The organism is Anaeromyxobacter sp. (genome assembly GCA_016718565.1).
Classification (GTDB): domain Bacteria; phylum Myxococcota; class Myxococcia; order Myxococcales; family Anaeromyxobacteraceae; genus JADKCZ01.
On record JADKCZ010000002.1, the window covers coordinates 630,377 to 648,887 of the forward strand.

The 18,511-nt window shown below is 75.5% G+C and carries 15 protein-coding genes and 1 pseudogene; 4 read left to right on the top strand and 12 right to left on the bottom strand.

Annotation, left to right across the window (positions count from 1 at the left end; translation table 11 throughout):
- Positions 1–99: 99 nt before the first annotated feature.
- The 6 genes and pseudogenes from IPO09_09595 to IPO09_09620 form a co-directional block, all read right to left on the bottom strand.
- Positions 100–429 (bottom strand): annotated as a pseudogene (locus IPO09_09595) (hypothetical protein).
- Positions 330–938 (bottom strand): rRNA maturation RNase YbeY, encoded by a 609-nt coding sequence (gene ybeY, locus IPO09_09600; GenBank protein MBK9517590.1) that lies wholly within the window; start codon positions 936–938, stop codon positions 330–332. Before ybeY ends, IPO09_09595 begins: the two are co-directional and overlap by 100 nt.
- Before the next feature lie 17 nt (positions 939–955).
- Positions 956–3,211 carry an HDIG domain-containing protein gene (locus IPO09_09605; protein MBK9517591.1) on the bottom strand — a complete coding sequence of 752 codons (2,256 nt, stop codon included), beginning with the start codon at positions 3,209–3,211 and terminating at the stop codon, positions 956–958.
- 179 nt (positions 3,212–3,390) lie between these two features.
- Positions 3,391–4,416, bottom strand: coding sequence for a PhoH family protein (locus tag IPO09_09610; protein ID MBK9517592.1), 1,026 nt, complete (start codon positions 4,414–4,416; stop codon positions 3,391–3,393).
- Positions 4,417–4,426: 10 nt separating this feature from the next.
- Positions 4,427–5,647 carry a DUF4388 domain-containing protein gene (locus IPO09_09615; GenBank protein MBK9517593.1) on the bottom strand — a complete coding sequence of 407 codons (1,221 nt, stop codon included), beginning with the start codon at positions 5,645–5,647 and terminating at the stop codon, positions 4,427–4,429.
- A 9-nt stretch (positions 5,648–5,656) separates the two neighbouring features.
- On the bottom strand, positions 5,657–7,771 hold the full coding sequence (locus IPO09_09620) for a hypothetical protein (protein MBK9517594.1): 2,115 nt from the start codon (positions 7,769–7,771) through the stop codon (positions 5,657–5,659).
- 47 nt (positions 7,772–7,818) lie between these two features.
- On the opposite strand from IPO09_09620, the gene mazG reads away from it, so the two are divergent.
- Entirely contained in the window at positions 7,819–8,676 is an 858-nt protein-coding gene (mazG, locus tag IPO09_09625; GenBank protein ID MBK9517595.1) for a nucleoside triphosphate pyrophosphohydrolase, read from the top strand.
- A gap of 479 nt (positions 8,677–9,155) precedes the next feature.
- Positions 9,156–9,431, top strand: a complete 276-nt coding sequence (rpsT, locus tag IPO09_09630; GenBank protein MBK9517596.1) for a 30S ribosomal protein S20 — start codon at positions 9,156–9,158, stop codon at positions 9,429–9,431.
- 55 nt (positions 9,432–9,486) lie between these two features.
- Here rpsT and IPO09_09635 read toward each other — a convergent pair whose 3' ends face one another.
- From IPO09_09635 to IPO09_09645, 3 genes are all read right to left on the bottom strand, one after another.
- Positions 9,487–10,059: a hypothetical protein gene (locus tag IPO09_09635; protein MBK9517597.1), complete on the bottom strand. Its 573-nt coding sequence runs from the start codon at positions 10,057–10,059 to the stop codon at positions 9,487–9,489.
- Positions 10,060–10,064: 5 nt separating this feature from the next.
- Positions 10,065–12,566: a leucine--tRNA ligase gene (locus IPO09_09640; protein MBK9517598.1), complete on the bottom strand. Its 2,502-nt coding sequence runs from the start codon at positions 12,564–12,566 to the stop codon at positions 10,065–10,067.
- 117 nt (positions 12,567–12,683) lie between these two features.
- Complete coding sequence (locus IPO09_09645) at positions 12,684–14,012, bottom strand: FAD-dependent oxidoreductase (protein MBK9517599.1); 1,329 nt, start codon at positions 14,010–14,012, stop codon at positions 12,684–12,686.
- A gap of 196 nt (positions 14,013–14,208) precedes the next feature.
- Here IPO09_09645 and IPO09_09650 point away from each other — a divergent pair, with 196 nt between their 5' ends.
- Both IPO09_09650 and asnS read left to right on the top strand, forming a co-directional pair.
- The gene (locus IPO09_09650; protein ID MBK9517600.1) at positions 14,209–14,880 is read left to right on the top strand and encodes a hypothetical protein; all 672 of its coding nucleotides are present in this window, start codon (positions 14,209–14,211) and stop codon (positions 14,878–14,880) included.
- Positions 14,881–14,907: 27 nt separating this feature from the next.
- Complete coding sequence (gene asnS, locus IPO09_09655) at positions 14,908–16,212, top strand: asparagine--tRNA ligase (GenBank protein ID MBK9517601.1); 1,305 nt, start codon at positions 14,908–14,910, stop codon at positions 16,210–16,212.
- A 9-nt stretch (positions 16,213–16,221) separates the two neighbouring features.
- On the opposite strand, the gene IPO09_09660 is transcribed toward asnS, so the two are convergent.
- Genes IPO09_09660 through IPO09_09670 form a run of 3 tightly spaced genes read right to left on the bottom strand, consistent with a single transcriptional unit; the run spans position 16,222 to position 18,511 of the window.
- Positions 16,222–16,599 carry a response regulator gene (locus tag IPO09_09660; GenBank protein ID MBK9517602.1) on the bottom strand — a complete coding sequence of 126 codons (378 nt, stop codon included), beginning with the start codon at positions 16,597–16,599 and terminating at the stop codon, positions 16,222–16,224.
- 14 nt (positions 16,600–16,613) lie between these two features.
- Positions 16,614–17,657, bottom strand: a complete 1,044-nt coding sequence (cheB, locus tag IPO09_09665; GenBank protein MBK9517603.1) for a chemotaxis-specific protein-glutamate methyltransferase CheB — start codon at positions 17,655–17,657, stop codon at positions 16,614–16,616.
- A gap of 14 nt (positions 17,658–17,671) precedes the next feature.
- Positions 17,672–18,511, bottom strand: a complete 840-nt coding sequence (locus IPO09_09670; GenBank protein MBK9517604.1) for a protein-glutamate O-methyltransferase CheR — start codon at positions 18,509–18,511, stop codon at positions 17,672–17,674.

Here is an 18,511-nt window from a genome sequence, read left to right on the forward strand (position 1 = left end):
GAGGGGCTACGGCGCCTTCCCGGCCGGCGCGGCGGCGGCCCGGGCGGCGGCGCCCGCCCCGGCGTCGGAGGTGGCGGGCTGCGACGACGCGGCCTGGCTCGCCTTGGCGGACTGGGCGGCCCCGTAGGCGGCGGCGGCGGCCAGGTAGTAGGCCACCGCCTCGCGCACCAGGTGGCCCATGGGCCGGCCCAGGCGGGCGGCGGTCGAGGCGGCGGCCTCCGCCAGGTCGGCGGGCATGCGCACCGCCACCACCTGCGCCTGGCCCAGGGCGGCCTCCAGCCGCTCCAGGGCCTGGCTGGGCCGGGAGACGCGGAAGTCCCCCGACTCGATCATCTGCTTGATGCGGCGGGCCAGCGCCTCGCGCGTGTGCCACGCGCCGTCGAGCCAGACCGACTCCGAGTCGAGGTCGATGTCCGCGTAGGGATCCATCCGCTCCTGCCCACCATGCGCGCCGCGCCGACCAGCCCCTCGCCACCCACCAGCGCGGCCTCGGCGGCGGCCATCCGCCCGGCGTCCGCCGGCCGCTCGTGGTCGTGGCCGAGCAGGTGGAGGAGGCCGTGGGCCAGGTAGCGATCGAGCTCGGCCGCGAGCGACCGCCGCTCGCCCCTCGCCCGGCGCGTGGCCGTGTCGAGAGAGACTACCACGTCGCCCAGGTGGGTCCCACTCCCGGGTGGCTCGGTGAGCGGGAAGGAGAGCACGTCGGTGGCCCGGTCCTTCCCGCGCCAGCGCCGGTTGAGGCCGCGGATCATGCCGTCGGTGACCACCAGCACCGAGAGCTCGGCCGGGTGGCGCCCCAGGGCCGCCAGGTAGCGCCGCGCCGTCCGGGCCAGCCGGCGGGCCGCGGCGGCGCCGTCGGGGTGGCGGCTGCGGGCGTCGACGCTGACCGCCTGGCCGGCCCGGTCCGGCCCTGGCGCGGGCGGCGCGGCGTGGCGCGGCACCGCCCGGGTGCGGCGGCTCACGGGCGGCCCACCAGGTGCACGGCCGGGCGGGCCGGCGCGGCCTCGGGCGGAGGCCCCACCAGCTGCCCGGCCTGGTGGAAGCCCACCAGCCCGTCCACCAGGGCCCGGGAGACCGCCGTCAGCTCGCCCAGGGTGAGCTCGCACTCGTCGAGCTGCCCCTCGGCCACCACCTCCCGCACCCGCAGCTGCACCATGGCCTCCAGGGCCGCCACCGACGGCGCCTCCAGCGTCCGGGCCGAGGCCTCGCACACGTCCGCCAGCATCACCAGCGCCGCCTCCCGGCTGCGCGGCTTGGGCCCGGCGTAGCGGAAGAGGGCCTCGTCGGCCGGGCCGGCCGCCTCGCCGGCCTCGGCCAGCTTCTGCTGCTTGGCCCAGAAGTAGCCGATGAGCCGCGTGCCATGGTGCTGCGCGATGATCTCGGCCACCGCCCGGGGCAGCCGCCACCGCCTGGCCAGCTCCAGCCCGTCGCCGACGTGGCGCTTCACCACCAGCGCGCTCATGGAGGGGGCCAGGCCGTCGTGCTCGTTGCGGCCGCGCTGGTTCTCGGCGAAGTAGAGCGGGTTCTTGATCTTCCCGAGGTCGTGGTAGTACGCGCCCACCCTGCCCAGCAGGTCGTCGGCCCCGATGGCCCGCGCCCCGGCCTCCACCAGCGAGCCCACCAGGATGGCGTGGTGGTAGGTGCCGGGCGCCTGGACGATCAGCTCCTTGAGCGCCGGGTGGTTCAGGTTGGCCAGCTGGCGCAGCCGGCCGTCGCTGAGGTAGCCGAGGAGGCCGGCCGCCACCTGCAGCGCCAGCCAGGCCAGCGGCGGCAGCAGCAGCAGGCCGCTGGCCATGGCCGCGCCCGCCAGCACCACCACCTCGGTGCCGCTCCGGCCGGCCTGCAGCGCCGTGGCCGCCGCCAGCAGCGCCCCGGACAGGCCCGCCGCGGCCCCGGCGCGCAGCAGCCCGGCGCGCGGCCGCCAGCGGCCACCCACCGCGGCCGCGGCCAGCGAGGTGACGGTGGCGTGCAGGGCCAGCGGCAGCGAGGCCCCGGCCGCCAGCCCCACGCCGAGTCCGGTGGCCACCGCCAGCACCAGGGCGGCCTCGGCCCCCAGCGCCTGGCGGGCCACCACCGCCCCCGCCGCCAGGGGCAGGAGCGCCAGCGCCGCCGCCTGCGGCAGACCCGGCAGGCGGTCGCCCAGGAGGTCGGCCACCTGCTGGCCGGCCGCCGCCAGCGCCACGCCGCCCACCAGCAGCGCCGCCAGCAGCGCGGCGTCCTTCACGGACGGGTGGAAGCCGGGCAGGGCGGCGGCGGCGTAGCGCCAGAGCGCCAGCGCCAGCAGGGCCACCAGGGCGGCCACGCCCAGCCGGACCAGGTCCGGCTGCTCGGCGCGGGCCCGGGCCCGGATGGCCTCGAAGACCGCCAGGTGGCGCGGCTCGAGGCGCTCGCCGGCCACCACGATCCGCTCGCCGCGGTGCACCGCCAACCCCACCGGCCGGACCCGGGCCGCCGCCTCGGCGCGGCGGCGCTCGGTCTCCCCCTGGTTGTGGACCAGGGTGGGCCTGCTGGCGCCGAGCGCCAGGTGGAGCACGGCGGCGCGCAGGGCCGGCGGCTGGCCGGCCAGCCGCGCCGCCGCGGCGCCGGCCACCTCGCCGCGGGCGGTGGCGAGATCGCGCACCAGCGCCAGGTCGGTGAGCACGCGCTCCCCGGTGACCTCGCCGTCGCGCAGGGTGCGCACCGTCAGCCCCGGCTCGCGGGCGGCGGGGAGCAGGGCCCGATCGCCCACCACCAGCCCCTCCAGCCCCCTGGCCGCCAGCGCCGCCGCCTCGCGCTCCACCACCTCGGAGAAGCGGGCCGCCGCCAGGGCCGCCAGGTCCTCGTCGCGCACCAGCACCTGCAGCCGGGCCACGAAGGCGTCGCGCTGCGCGGCGTAGCGGCGGCCCAGCTCGGCGGCGTCGACCACCGGGCGCTGGCCTCGCAGGGCCTCCTCCTCCTCCCGCATCAGGGCGAAGGCCGCGTGGATGCGGGCGGCCGCCTCGTCGGCAGCGCCGGCGTCCTCGTCGTACACCGGCCGCTCGGCGGCCGCGGCCGCGGCGCGGCGCCGCCCGGTGGCCTCCAGGTCCTCGAGATCGTGGTCCCGGTCGGCCCGCACCGTGACGGGGGCGGGCCGGCCCAGGTCGTCGGGGCCGGGCAGGTGCCCTGCCGGGGCGGGGCCGAGCAGCGCGGCGGCGGCGGCGGCCACCGCGGCCAGCAGCACCAGCAGCGCCAGCAGGCGGCCCGGGCGCACGGGGCGCCTGGCGAACCGGTGCGCCGGGAGGGCGGGGCGCGCCGGCGCTCCGGTGGCGGGCGGGGACGGGGGTGCTGCGGGCACGGCGGGAGCCTGTCACCGGGATCGGGGAAAGGCAACGGCCTGGGTGCAGGGGACGGGTCGCGGCCGAGGCGACCCCTCCCCTACTCCTTCCCCCGCTCCCCCGCCCGGGCCGCCGCCCGCTCCTCCGCCAGCCTGGCCTTGTCCGCCTCGAAGGCCTCGTACGCCCGCACCACCTCCTGCACCAGCGGGTGGCGCACCACGTCCACCTCGGTGAAGCCGCAGAAGGCGATGCCCTCCACGCCCTTGAGCACCCGCTGCACCTCCAGCAGGCCGCTGGGGCGCCCGGAGGGCAGGTCCACCTGCGTCACGTCGCCGGTGACCACCGCCTTGGACCCGTAGCCGAGCCGGGTCAGGAACATCTTCATCTGCTCGGTGGTGGTGTTCTGCGCCTCGTCCAGGATGATGAAGGCGTCGTTGAGGGTCCGCCCGCGCATGAAGGCCAGCGGCGCCACCTCGATGGTGCCGCGCTCCATGAAGGCGTTGGCCTTGTCGTCGTCCACCATGTCGAAGAGCGCGTCGTGCAGCGGCCGCAGGTACGGGTTGACCTTCTCGGCGATGTCGCCCGGCAGGAAGCCCAGCCTCTCGCCCGCCTCCACCGCGGGGCGGGTCAGGACGATGCGCTTCACCTTGCGCTCCACCAGCGCCGCCACCGCCATGGCCATGGCCAGGTAGGTCTTCCCGGTGCCGGCCGGGCCGATGCCGAAGACGATGTCCTGGTCGCGGATGGCCTGGACGTAGCGCTTCTGCGCCAGCCCCTTGGGCGTGATGATCCGGTGGCGGGCCGACACGAAGACCGTGTCCCCGAAGACGTCGCGCAGCGCCACGCCCTGGACCGCCAGCTTGGTGGCCTGGTCCACGTCCTCCAGGTGGAGCGGGAAGCCCTCCTCCAGCAGGCCGTAGAGCTGGCGCACCAGCCGCTCCGCCACCTCCAGCCGCGCCGCGTCGGCGGCCGCCACGATGACCTGGCCGCCCCGCAGCCCCACCTGCACGCCCAGGCGGCGCTCGATCAGCTTGAGGTGCTCGCCGTGCACGCCGCACAGGGCGCGCACGCGATCGTTGTCGGGGAAGTCGAGGCGGACGGACGGGCGGGGGGCGGGCTCGGACACGCGGGGGGCCTCACTCCACCGGCGGGAGGAGCACGAAGCGGCCCTCGGGCACGCGCCGGTAGTGGTACTGCTCGGTCCAGGGGTAGCGGAGATCGCGCGGGCTGGCCAGCCCGGCGCCCACCAGCTCGTCGAGCTGGTCGGGGTAGCGGCCCTGCTCCAGCCGGAAGACCTCCAGCGCCCCGCGCAGGCGGGCCACCTGGGAGCGGGCCAGGAAGCGCTGCGGGGCGTTGTCGCGCACCGCCGCGGCGCCGGGCCCCTCGCCCCAGGCCACGCCGCGCTCGTCCACCCAGGCCGCCAGGCCAGCCAGCAGGCCGGCGATGGCCAGGGTGGCCACCAGGCGGGTGGCCAGGGTGCGCAGCCGCTGCTGCCAGTCGCGCGCGTAGGCCCCCACCGCGCCGGGCCGGTCTCGCGCCGGGGCCGCCGGCGCCAGGTAGCCCTGGTTGACCAGGGTGAGGAGCGCCTTGCTGGTCTCGAACTCGCCCAGGCGCGACAGGTCCACGATGTCCGCCACCGGGCGCCCCGGCTCGGCCAGTTCGTAGGCCCGCCGCTCGGCGCGCCCCACCGCCGCGTCGGCCTTGCCGCCGCCCTCGCCCTCTCCCCCGCCGCCCTGCTGGCCGGCCTCCAGCGCGGCGAAGGCGCCCTCGATCTCGTTGGTGACCTCGCCCTCCTTGCGGCCGCGCCGCTCCGGCCCGAGCGGCCGCAGCCGCTGGAAGGTCATGGCCAGCGAGGTGATCCGCTTGCGGACCAGCGGCCACTCGTCCACCTGCCGGAAGCCCTCCATCAGCACCGACTCGGCGCGCAGCGGGGACACCGTCTCCGGATCCCACTCCACGTCGCCGGGCTCGAAGGCGTAGGTGCCGCTCTTCCAGTGGAAGAGCTTGTAGACGGTCTCGGTGGTCTGCAGCGCCGTCATCTCGCGCAGGTCGGCCACCGACACGGCGCCCTGCTCCACCAGGATGTCGCCCAGGCGGCGCAGGGTGCGCTTCTGGATGTCGAGGCCCTCGGCCAGCTCCTGCTCGGTGATGAGGTCGGCCCGCACCAGCAGCGTGCCCAGCTTCTCGCGGGCCTTGCGGCCGGCCGACTCGGCGCGCACCACGTTGCCGTCGGCCATGGAGATGTGGATGACGTCGTCGCGCGACTCGAGGTGCAGCACCCCGCTCTTGGCCTGCTGGCCGATGAGCTGGAGGATCTCGGCGATCCCGAAGTCCTCGAGGGTGCCCTTGAGCGCCACGTCGCCTCCTCAGCCCCTGGTCCGGCGGAAGGCGTCCCGCACGACCAGCAGGTAGACCACCAGGGCCAGCGGCAGCGCCACCGCCAGCTTGCCCCACAGCACGTACGGCGAGGGCTGCGGCGGCGGCAGGATGCCGCGCCAGAACCAGACCAGGAAGCCGGCGAAGAGCAGCGCCACCAGCGCGGCCAGGCCGCGCCCGGCCAGGCCGTGCACCACGTGCCCGGCGCCCCCGCCCACCAGCGCCAGGATGCGGGTGATCGCCTGGCGGGCCTGGCGGTGGCGCCGGACCTGGGACTCCTTGCGGAGCCGGTCGCGGGCGTCCACCACGCCCTTCTTCACGAAGACGTTGACGCACTGGCCGCACAGCGGCCCGCCGCCGGCGTCGCAGCGGCGGCAGGCGGGGCGGCCGCACCGGTCGCAGGCGCGGGATGGGACGAGGAGGCGCGCCCCCAGGGCCAGCCCCCACAGCGCCGCCAGCAGGCCCAGGGGCAGCCAGGGCCAGGCGGCCTGCGGCACCGGGCCGGCCAGGCGGCCCAGCACCGCGCCGCGGATCAGGGCCGGCGCCGGATCCAGGGCCGCCAGCGCCCGCAGCCGGGCGCCGGGCACCGGCACGTCCACCAGGTAGCGGTTGGCGGAGAAGTCGTCGTCGGCGCCGTAGCGGCGCAGGAAGGCGCCGTCCTCCTGCTCGGCCCGGTCGCGGGCGGCGCTGGACCGCTCGATGTCGGAGCCGCGCAGGTAGACCTTGGAGAGGTTGTAGTGGGCCGCCGCCTGCACGGTCAGGTCGGCGCCGGCCCGGTCGCTGGCGGACAGGTAGGCCGCCTTGGCGCCCTCCAGGTCACCCTGCAGGAAGCGCACGTTGCCCACGTTGACCAGCACCTCGCCGCCCCGGTCCTCGCCGCGCGAGGCCAGTCCGTACCAGCGCAGGGCCGCCGGCAGGTCGCCGCGCCGCTTGAAGTGACGGCCCAGGGCGGCCGCCAGGTCCGGCGGCGGGGCCTCCCCGGCCTCGGCCACCAGCGCCGCCACCTCGGCGTCGTCCAGGGCGCCGTGCTCCAGCTCGTACACCTGCTCGGCGGCGGTGCCGGTCCAGGCCGTCAGGCGGGCGGCGCCCTCGGCGGCCCAGGGCAGGGCCGCCACCAGCGCCAGCGCCACCGAGGCCACCACCCGCTCCGAGGTGGAGAGGTAGAGCCAGGCGGCCAGCAGGGCGGTGGCCAGGACCAGGAACGGGCCGAGCCCGAAGGCCACCGGCGCCAGCAGCAGCACCAGGCCGAGGAAGGCGGCCTGCACGCCGGCCGAGCCGCGCAGGAGCGGCAGGTGGTGGAAGTCGTGCAGCACCAGCCGCAGGCTGCGCAGCGCCAGCAGGAGCAGGGTGGCCGCCGAGGCGGTGAAGAGCGCCGCCAGCAGCGCGCTGGCCAGGTCGCCCAGGAAGGCGCGCACCGTGTGTGGCTCCCGGACGGCGGCCCCCGCCGCGTCCCACAGCGCCCCCAGCGCCGGCCCCGGGTCGCCGGGAGCCCGGGCCAGGCGGGACCGCGCCAGCGCCAGGTGGGCGTCGGCCAGGTCGGGGGCCAGCCGCACCGCCACCTCGGCGTGGGCCAGCGCCTCGCCCGGGAGGTTGGCGCCCAGCGACCGGGCCGCCTGGCGGGCCTCGCTGGCGGCCATGGGGAACAGGTTCTCGATGGCCAGCTGGCGCTTGGCGTCCAGGATGGCGGTGGCCGCCGCGCTGGCGCCGGCCGGATCCTGCTCGCGCAGCGCGCGGCGGCGGGCGGCCCAGTGCTCGAGCAGCGCCGGGTAGCTGGCGGTGACCGGCTCGATGGCCCGGGCGGCCGGGCGCTCCGGCGGCGGGGGGGCCGGGGGCGCCGGCGGAGCCGGCAGGGTGTCCGGCGCGCCGAGGCTGGACGGGTCGGGCGCCGGCCCGGGGTCGGGCGAGGGGTCGCGCTCGGTGGCGGAGGGGCGCCCACCTGGCCTGGCGGCTGGCTGGCGGCCGGGCTCGAGCGGCGGCGGCGCGGCCTGCTCGGCGGCCGTGGGCTCGCCCTCGTCGACCGGCGTCGGCGCCTGGATCTGGGCCAGGGCCGGCGCGGCGGCCAGCCAGAGGGTGATGGTGAGGAGGGGCGTCGTCCGGGTCGGCACGCGAGAAGCGGATGGTAGCACGCCCCCGCTCGCGCTAAGGAGCGGTCATGTCGCGAGCCTCCGAGTCCATCGAGCGCCTGCTCTCCATCATGCACCGCCTGCGCGCCCCGGGCGGCTGCCCCTGGGACCGCGAGCAGACCCTGGCCTCGCTGCGCCCCTACGCCCTCGAGGAGACCTACGAGGTGCTGGAGGCCATCGACGCCGGCGACGTGGCGGGCCACCGCGAGGAGCTCGGCGACCTGCTGCTGCAGATCGTCTTCCAGGCCGAGCTCCGCCAGGAGGAGGGGGCCTTCGAGTTCGCCGACGTGGCCGACGCCATCTCGGACAAGCTGGTGTCGCGCCACCCGCACGTCTTCGGCGACGGCCACGTCAAGGACGCCGAGGGCGTCCTGCGGCAGTGGGCCACCCTGAAGCGAGAGGAGCGGCTGAAGAAGGGCGCCGGCAAGAGCGTGCTGGAGGGCGTGCCCCGCCAGATGCCGGCCCTGGCGCGGGCCGACCGGCTCACCGAGAAGGCCAGCCGCATCGGCTTCGACTGGCCCGACGCGGCCGGGGCGCGCGCCAAGGTGGCCGAGGAGATCGGCGAGCTGGACGAGGCCATCGCCGCCGGCGGCCGCGCCGAGATCGAGCACGAGCTGGGAGACGCCCTGTTCGCCCTGGCCAACCTGGGCCGCAAGCTGGGCGTGGCCCCCGAGGAGGCGCTCCGGGCCACGGTGGGCCGCTTCGTGGCCCGCTTCACCTTCGTGGAGGACGAGCTGGCGCGCCGCGGCGTGCCGCATGGCGGCGCCACGCTGGCCGAGATGGACGGACTCTGGGACGAGGCGAAGCGTTTGGAGCGTCAAGCGAAATCGGCCGCTTCCGCCCCGTCAGGAGAGGTACCCCCGCCGCCGGGGAAAGATGGTGGATAACTCTGTCGAGCCCCTGCCGCGGAGCGGCACCGTTTCGAGCCCGACACCTGCCTGAAACCTGGGCTCTCATCACTTTCTTCTGTTGTTCCAGCTGGTTGACCGATCCCGTCCACATGGTTATCCACAGGTCTTCCACCGGATCCCGACCGGGTCAGTCGCAGATCGCCTCCCGGTGGATAACTCGTCCGGGCACACGGATTGCCGGGGGCTTCTGCGGCGCGGCGTTGCGGCGCAGAGAGCCCCCGGTCGCTTGAAACACAAGGGCCTGCGGGATGGCCGCTCCGCGACCCCTTGCCGGACATGCCTTCGCCGAGCGGGCGTGTCGCGCGGCCCCACCGCTCTAAGGCGCGCCGCGCACGTCCCGCGCGGGCGGGGTGGGCGCCCCGCTGGCAGGCGGCCGCGGGTGGTCTCGCAACCCCTTGACTCTCCTCGGCACGGGCGGTACATAGCGCGCCCCAAACACGCAGGGAGAGTCCGTCTTGGCGAACACCGCATCAGCCACGAAGCGCAACCGGCAGGCGCAGAAGCGTCGCGCCCGCAACGTCCAGGTCCGCACCGGCATGAAGAGTGCCGTCAAGAAGGTCCGCGAGGCCATCGAGAAGGGCGACGGCGCCACCGCCAAGACCCTGCTGCATGCCGCGGAGCGGACCATCGGCAAGGCCTCCTCCAAGGGCGTGGTCCACAAGAACGCCGCCTCCCGGAAGATCGGGCGCCTGGCCCACGCGGTGGCGAAGCTCGCCGCGCCCAAGGCCTAGCCGCTCCGCCGGCCGCGCCCGCTGCCCTCCCCGAGGGGGCGCGGGCCGCTCCACCTCACTCCTCGAAGCCGTCCACCAGCTCGCGGGCCACCTCGGCCGCGAGCCGCTGGAGCGCCTGCGCCCGGCGGGCCTCGCCCTCGAGCGCGTCGGCGCCGCCGAGGTGATCCGCCTCGCGCCGCACCGTCCGCTCGGCCACCACCGCGCCGCCGACCGTCAGGCGCGCCGTCACCGTCAGCGCCACCCGCAGCATGGCCCCGCCGGGCAGCGATGGGGTGGCCGCGCCGGTGCGGACCTCGCCCTCCAGGACCGCCCCCTCGCCGCCCTCGGCGTCGCGCCGCGCCAGCTCCCGCCGCAGCGCCGCCGCCACCTCGGCGCCCACCCCTGGATCCGAGGAGAGGTCCTCGAAGGGCCGGACCGCCGCCCGCGCCGCGCCGCCCTTCAGCGTGAGGCCGGCCGAGACGGCGTAGCCGCAGCCGCCCAGCGCGCCGGCCAGGACCAGCGGCGTCGCCGGCGCCAGGGCGGCCGCCGCCAGCGCCAGGCCCGCGGCGAGGGCGCGCCGGGCCGGACCGGAGCCCCGCCCGGGGGAACGCGGCGGCGCCGCAGGCGCCCGCTGGAGGGTCCGGGCCACCCGACCTACCCCGCCACCACGTAGTTGAGGAGCCGCTTCGGCACGAAGACCACCTTCTTGACCACCTTGCCGGCCAGGTACCCGGCCACCTTCTCGTCGGCCTCGGCGGCGGCCCGCACCTCGGCCTCGCCGGCGGTGGCCGCCACGCTCACCGTGCCGCGCAGCTTGCCGTTCACCTGCACCGCCACCGTCACGGTGTCGGACAGGCAGAGCGCGGCGTCGAAGGCCGGCCAGGGCTCGTCGGCCAGCAGCCGCGCCCCCGCGGCGGGGCCCAGCACCTCGTGCCAGAGCTCCTCGGCGGCGTGCGGGGCGAACGGGCCCATGAGCGTCGCCAGCGCCAGCAGCGCCTCGCGCACCGCGGCGCGCTCGGCGTCGGCGGCGGGCTCCAGCCCCTGCAGCTCGTTCACCAGCTCCATCAGGGCGGCGATGGCGGTGTTGAACTTGAGGTCGCCCTCCATGCCCTCCGAGACGCGCTTGATGGTCCGGTGGGTGCGCCGCCGCAGCTCGAGCCAGGGCCCGGCCGCCTGCGCCAGGGCGGCCTCCGGCGCGCCGAAGCTGGCCTGCCGGGCCACGAAGAGCCGCCAGACGCGGGTCAGGAAGCGGAACAGGCCGTCCACCTGCTCGTCGGACCAGTCGATGTCCTTCTCCGGCGGGGCGGCGAAGAGCATGAACATGCGGACCGTGTCGGCGCCGAACTTGTCCACCATGTAGCCGGGCGCCACCACGTTGTTCCAGCGCTTCGACATCTTGCGGCCGTCCGGCCCGTTGACGATGCCCTGGGTGACCAGCCGCTGGCAGGGCTCCGGCTCCTGAACCAGGCCGAGCTCGTGCATCACGTGGTGCCAGAACCGGAAGTAGAGCAGGTGCATCACGGCGTGCTCGGGGCCGCCCACGTACACGTCGATGGGCAGCCAGCGGCGCGCCATGGCCGGGTCGAACGGCTGCGTCGCGTCCTTCGGCGAGAGGTAGCGCGCGTAGTACCAGGCCGAGTCGACGAAGGTGTCCATCGTCTCGGTCTCGCGCCGCGCCGGCCCACCACAGGTGGGGCAGGTGGTGTCGACGAACTCGGGCACCTTGGCGAGCGGCGGCTCGCCGGTGCCGGTGATGAGGGCCTGCGGCGGCAGCTTGACCGGCAGCTGGTCCAGCGGCACCGGGACGGCCCCGTGCCGTTCGCAGTGGATGATGGGGATGGGGGTGCCCCAGTAGCGCTGCCGCGAGAAGCCCCAGTCGCGCAGGTGCCAGCGCACCGTGGCCTGGCCGAAGCCGCCGGCGGCGGCGTGGGCGCCCATGCGAGCCCGCGCCTCGGCCGAGGGCAGGCCGGTGAAGGGGCCGGAGGCCTCGGTGACGCCGTCCTCGGTGGTGGCGGCCTGCAGCTGGTCGCCGGCCGGGACGCGCTCCCCGGCCGCGGGCTGGATGACCGTGCGGATGGGCAGGGCGTACTTCCTGGCGAACTCGAAGTCGCGCTGGTCGTGGGCCGGCACGCTCATGACCGCGCCGGTGCCGTACTCGGCCAGCACGAAGTTGGCGATCCAGACCGGCACCTGCTCCCCGGTGAAGGGGTTGACGGCCAGGGCGCCGGTGAAGACGCCCTCCTTGGGCGCCCCCTCCCCGGTCCGCTCCACCGCCTCGGTCTTGCGCATGCGGGCCACGAAGGCCTCCACCTCGGCGCGCTGCGCCGGGGTGGTGACCTGGGCCACCAGCGGGTGCTCCGGCGCCAGCACCACGTAGGTGCAGCCGTAGATGGTGTCGAGGCGGGTGGTGAAGACCTTGATGCTGGCCGCGCCGCCCACCAGCGCGAAGTCGGCCTCGGCCCCGGTGCTCTTGCCGATCCAGTTGCGCTGCATGGTGGTGATGCGCTCGGGCCAGGCGGTCAGCCCGTCGAGCCCGGCCAGCAGCCGCTCGGCGTAGGCGGTGATGCGGAAGGCCCACTCCGGGATGACCTTCTCCAGCACCGGCGAGCTGCAGCGCTCGCACAGGTTGTCGTCCACCACCTGCTCGTTGGCGATGACCGTCAGGCAGCCGGTGCACCAGTTGGCCTTGCCCTGGCGACGGTAGACGATCCCCTTCTCCAGCATCTTGACGAAGAACCACTGGTTCCACCGGTAGTACGAGGGGTCGGACGTCACCACCTCGCGCTCCCAGTCGAAGGCGTAGCCCATGCGCTTCATCTCGGCGCGGAACGAGACGATGTTCTCGGCGGTGCGCTCGGCCGGGTGGCGGCCGTCCTTGATGGCGGCGTTCTCGGCCGGCAGGCCCAGGGCGTCGAAGCCGATGGGGTGCAGCACGTCGTGGCCGCGCATGCGCAGGTAGCGGGCCAGGGCGTCGCCGATGGTGTAGACCCGCGCGTGCCCCATGTGCATGGCGCCCGAGGGGTACGGGAACATCTCCAGGACGTAGCGCGGCTCGGCCTGGGGGTGCCGGCCGGCGCGGAAGGTGCCGGCCTCCTCCCATCGGCGCTGCCAGCGGCCCTCGATCTCCAGCGGTTCGTAGCGCTCGTTCATGCTCATAGGGGGCGCGGATTCTAGCCGAGAACCGGGCGGCTTGCCCGTGTCCGGTGGCAGCCGGCGGGGCGGGCGGCCGCGGCCAGGCACCCGACGATCGCCAGCCGCCCAGGCGGCCCGGGGTCAGCCGCCCAGGAGCTCCAGCATCGCCTGGACGTCGACGATCTTGTCGCGCGGGGCGCCGCGGCGGGCGCCGCGCTCCACCTCCACCTGGTCGAGCCGGCTCCAGTCGGAGAAGGTGACCGGCCGCACGCCGCGCTGCCGCAGGAGCTCGTCGATGGCCTGGCGCGGCGGGAGCTCCCGCGCCTCCAGGCCCGCCGCGTCCGCCACCAGGTGGGCCACCACCTGGCCCGAGCCCCGCTTGTGCTCGCCGATGAGCCCCTGCGGCCCGGTGCGGGCCCAGCCCACCACGTACTGGTGGGGGATCACCTGGCGCGTCACCGGGTCGACCACCCTGCCGTCCTGGTTGGCGATGACCCGCCGCTCCTCGTCGTGGGGCACGCCGGGGATGGGGTCGGCGGCGTAGCCCACCGCCGGCAGCACCATGTCCACCTCCAGCCGCTCGGTCTCGCCGGTGCCACGGGCGGCTGGCGCCCCGTCTGGCCGCGGCTCCAGCCGGTTCCGCTCCAGCACCAGCCCGGCCACGCCGCCGTCCTGGCCGGCCAGCACCTCGGTGGGGGAGCGGAGGAAGCGGAAGTGGATCTGCTTCGCCCCCGGCCGCAGCGGCCGCGCCGCGAACTGGCGGAGCAGGTCCAGGTTGGCGTCCTTCGCGTCCAGCCCCTCGAGGTCGGCCGGGTCGACCACCGGGTCGGCCTCCTCCAGCTTGCCCAGCTCCTCCAGCTCGCCCGACGTGAAGGCCGCCTGGGCCGGGCCACGCCGTCCCAGCAGGAACACCTGGCGCACCCGGCTCTGCCGGAGCGCCTCCAGGGCGTGCGCGGCCATGTCGGTCCGGGCCAGCTCGGCCGGCGACCGCAGCAGGATGCGGGCCACGTCCACGGCCACGTTGCCGTTGCCCACCACCGCCACGCGCTCCGCCGAGAAGTCGAAGCGGGCTGCGCGGTAGTCCGGGTGGCCGTTGTACCAGCCGACGAAGACCGTGGCCGGCGTGCAGCGGGTGATCCCCTCGCCCGGGATGCCGAGGCGGCGGTCGGCCTCGTTGCCGGTGGCGTAGATCACCTGGTGGTAGTGGCGGGCCAGGTCCGCGACCGTGAGGTCCGTGCCGAGCCGCACGTTCCCGAGGAAGCGGAAGCTCGGGCGGGCCGCGGTGCCGGCGAAGACGCGGGTCACCGCCTTGATCTTCTGGTGGTCGGGGGCCACCCCGCCGCGCACCAGCCCGTAGGGCGTGGGCAGCCGGTCGAAGAGGTCGACCTCGGCGGCCACCTCCGTCCGCTTGAGGAGCTGCTCGGCGGCGTAGAACCCGCCGGGTCCGGAGCCGATGATGGCGACGCGCATGGGGTCCGCCCTTGTCCGAGTGAGGCACCCCGGAGGTTACCCCGGGAACGGAGGGCGCAGCCCGGAATGCTCCGACCCATTTGCGTCGTGTGGCCGGACGGCGCGCCTTGCGGCCAGGAATCGCTTCCCTGCGGGCGCCGGCAGGACCAGGCTGTCGGTCGCGTCGACCGCGCCGGCCGGCGCCAGGGAGCTCGACATGCCCGCCCGCACCACCCGCCGCGCCCGCCACCTCGCGGTCGCCGCCCTCCTCCTGCTGTCCGCGCCGTCCGGACGCGCCCGCGCCCAGGTGGCCGAGGCGCCCACCGCCGCGCCCGGCCAGGCCGCAGCGGGGCAGGCCACCGCCGAGCCTGGCCCGGACACCCCGGCCGAGGCCGCCCCACCCCCTGCCCTGCCCCGCGGCCAGCGCACCTTCGGCGTCGGCGCGACCCTCGGCTCCTGGGCGGGCGCCGGCCTCATCGCCGGCGGTGGGGGCCGGACCGTGAAGGGGTGGGTCACGGCCGGCTACGCGCCGGTGCTGGTCTTCTCCAACGCCAGGACCGCCAGCAGGTCGATCCGCTTCAACGGCTACTCGGCCTTCCAGGTGGGCGCCGACCTGGGCGTCCCGCTGGCGATCCGGGAGCGCTCCGAGGCCCGGCTCCTCCTCGGCTACAAGTACAACACGGTCCTGGGTCACGGCGGCGGCGCCGGGGTGCGGCTCCTCTACGACCGGTCGGCGCACCTGGCGCTGGCGGTGGCGGCCGGGCTGACGGTCTTCCCCGCGGCCGAGCGGCGGCTCGACGAGCACCAGCACTACCCGCCCGACCGGGACCCCGGCCTGACGCCCGCGCTCCAGGGCGGCCTCACCCTGGAGCTGATCTGGTTCCCGTGAGCCGTCCCTCTGCTATCGTGCGCCCCCATGTTCCCGCCCGTCCACGTCGCCGACATCGCGAAGCACGAAGGCCAGGAAGTCACCCTGCACGGCTGGCTCCACCACCGCGCCTCCAAGGGGAAGCTGCACTTCCTCAAGCTGCGCGACGGCACCGGCGTCATCCAGTGCGTGGTCTTCAAGGGCAACGTCACCCCGGAGGTCTTCTTCGAGGCCGACCACCTGCCCCAGGAGACCTCCATCACGGTGAAGGGGCTGGTCAAGAAGGACGAGCGCTCCCCGCTCGGCTACGAGCTCGACGTGCGCGACCTCACCGTGGTCGCCAGGCCGTCGCAGGAGTACCCGCTGGGCCACAAGGACCACGGGGTGGCCTTCCTGATGGAGCAGCGCCACCTGTGGCTGCGCTCCCAGCGCCAGACGGTGGTCCTCAAGGTGCGCGCCTCGGTGGTCAAGGCCATCCGCGACTTCTTCGACGACCGCGGCTTCACGCTGGTGGACGCCCCCATCTTCACGCCCAGCGCCTGCGAGGGCACCAGCAACCTCTTCGAGGTGCCCTACTTCGACCTCGGCAAGGCCTACCTGACCCAGTCCGGCCAGCTCTACATGGAGGCCGCGGCCATGGCGCTCGGCAAGGTCTACTGCTTCGGGCCGACCTTCCGCGCCGAGAAGTCCAAGACCCGCCGCCACCTCACCGAGTTCTGGATGGTCGAGCCGGAGGTGGCCTTCATGGACCTCGAGGGCGACATGGAGCTGATGGAGCAGTTCGTCTCCTCGGTGGTGGGCGCGGTGCTGGCCAAGCACGAGGTCGAGCTCAAGACGGTGCTGGAGCGCGACGTGGAGAAGCTCCGCAACGTCAAGCCGCCCTTCCCGCGCATCACCTACACCGAGGCGGTGGAGGTGCTGCAGAAGGCCGGCCACCCCATGCGGTGGGGCGACGACATCGGCGGCGACGAGGAGACGGTCATCGCCAACGCCTACGACCGGCCGGTCATGGTCCACCGCTACCCGGCCGAGATGAAGGCCTTCTACTTCAAGAAGGACCCCGCCGACCCCAAGGTGGCGCTGGGCTGCGACGTGCTGGCCCCCGAGGGCTACGGCGAGATCATCGGCGGCGGGCAGCGCGAGGAGGACCTGGCCACGCTGGAGGCGGCCATCGCCCACCACCAGCTGCCCAAGGAGGCCTTCGAGTGGTACCTCGACCTGCGCCGCTACGGGTCGGTGCCGCACGCCGGCTTCGGCATGGGCGTGGAGCGCTGCGTGGCCTGGATCTGCGGCCTGCACCACGTCCGCGAGACCATCCCGTTCGCCCGCATGATGGAGCGCATCACGCCGTAGGCCGGCGGCCTACCCCATCCCGAGCAGCGCCCGCACCGCCTCGACCACCTGCGGCGCCTGCACCGGCTTCACCAGGTACTGGCTGGCGCCCAGCGCCATGGCCCGCCGCCGATCGGCCTCTGCCCCCTCGGTGGTGATGACCACGATGGGGACGCGCTGGTGCACCCCCCCCTGGCGCACCAGCCCCACCAGCTTGAGCCCGTCCAGCACCGGCATGTTGATGTCGGTGAGCAGGATGTCGTAGCGGCCCGAGGCCAGCTTGCGCCAGGCCTCGGCGCCATCGCCCGCCTCCGAGGTGGCCATCCCGTCCACCCGCCCCAGCGCGTAGCAGAGCTGCCGCCGCATGGAGGGGCTGTCGTCGACGACCAGGGCGTGGAGGAGGGCCAAAGCGGGGGCCTGGGTCAGGTGTCGCGGGCGAAGCGGATCAGGCGGGCGGCCAGCGCCTCGAGGGGCAGCACCTCGTCGACCGCGCCGCCGGCCTGCGCGGCCTGTGGCATGCCGTATACCACGGCCGACGCCTCGGACTCGGCCAGGGTCAGGCCGCCGGCCGACTTGACGGCGCGGATGCCGGCGGCGCCGTCGCTCCCCATGCCGGTCAGGATCAGGCCGCACAGCCGGCGCGGCAAGGCCAGCGCCGCCGAGGTGAAGAGCCGGTCGATGGACGGACAGATCCGCCCGGGGGTGCCGACCGGATCCGGGGCGGCCAGGCGGGCCCGCAGCGCGCCGTCCGGGCCGGGGTCGCGCCGCAGCTCCAGGTGGCTGCCGCCCGGCGCCACCAGCACCCGGCCCACCGCCACCAGGTCGCCGTCCTCGGCCTCGGTCACCGAGAACGGGGTGGTGCGCGCCAGCCGGTCGGCGAAGGCCCGGGTGAACTTCTCCGGCATGTGCTGCGCCACCAGCAGGCCCACCGGCAGGTCGCCGGGAAGGGCCGCCAGCAGCGCCTGCAGCGCCCCGGGCCCGCCGGTGGAGGCGCCGATCACGATCAGGCGCGGCGGCTCGATGGGCGGGAGGGGCGCGGCGGGATCGTGCTCGGCGGCCAGGCGGGTGGCCAGGTTGTCGACGCGCAGCGCCCGCACCACGCCGAACTTCTGCAGCAGCTCCTGGCGCACCGCCTGCAGGCCGCCCCCCTCCGGCTTGGCCACGAAGTCGAGCGCCCCCAGCTCCAGGGTCTTGAAGACGTCCTGCTTGCGCGACAGCGAGGAGAGGACGATCACCGGGGTGGGCCGGCGCGCCATGAGGAGGCGCAGGAAGGTGAAGCCGTCCATGCGGGGCATCTGCAGGTCGAGCAGCACCACGTCCGGCCGGGCCGACAGCGCCAGCTGCAGCGCCTGCTCGCCGTCGCGGGCCTGTCCCACCACCTGGGCGCCCTCGTCCTCCAGCACGCGCCGCAGCTCGCCGCGGCTGGCCTCGGAGTCGTCCACCAGCAGGACGCGCAGGCCGTCCAGGGGCCCGGGGCCGGTCACGGGCCCACCTCGCCGGCCGCCTGGGGGCGGCGGTAGACCAGGTCGTCGTCGAGGTGGACCAGCTCGAAGTCGGCCGAGACGTTGAGCAGCGACTCCGAGTGGCCCAGCAGCAGCCAGCCCCCCGGGCGGAGCCGCTCGTGCAGCCGCTTGAGGGTGCGGCGCCGCGCGCCCACCTCGAAGTAGATCATGACGTTCCGGCAGAAGGCCACGTCCACCCGCCCCACCCCGGCCAGGCCCCGGTCGTCCAGCAGGTTGGCGGCGGTGAAGCGGACGGTGCGGCGGACCGCCTCGTCCACCACCCACTTGCCGCTGCGCAGGTGGAACCAGCGCCGCATGGCCTTGCCCTCCGGGCTGCGGAAGGCGTGCTCGCCGTAGGCTCCGGCGCGCGCCACGGCCAGGCAGCGCCGCGAGATGTCCGCGCCCACCACCTCCAGCTCCCAGCCCTCGAAGAGGCCCGAGGCCCGCAGCAGGATGGCGATGGTGTAGGCCTCCTCGCCGGTGGCGCAGCCGGCCGAGAGGACGCGCAGGCTCCGCTCGCGGGCGCGCTCCCGCGCCAGCTCCGGCAGGATCTGGCGCGTGAAGGCCCGCAGCTGCATGGGCTCGCGGTGGAAGTAGGTCTCGTTGGTGGTGAGCAGGTCGGTGGCCTCGTCGAGCTCGCCCAGGCCGCGGGGGTCGAAGCGCACGAAGCGGTGGTAGTCCAGGTAGCTGGGCAGGCCGTGGATCTGCAGCCGGGGCGCCAGCCGCCGCTCCAGCAGGTACCGCAGGTCGTCGCGGAACCAGATGCCGCAGTGCGCGTGGATGAGGTCGCGCAGGAGGCGGAACTCCTCCTCGGTCAT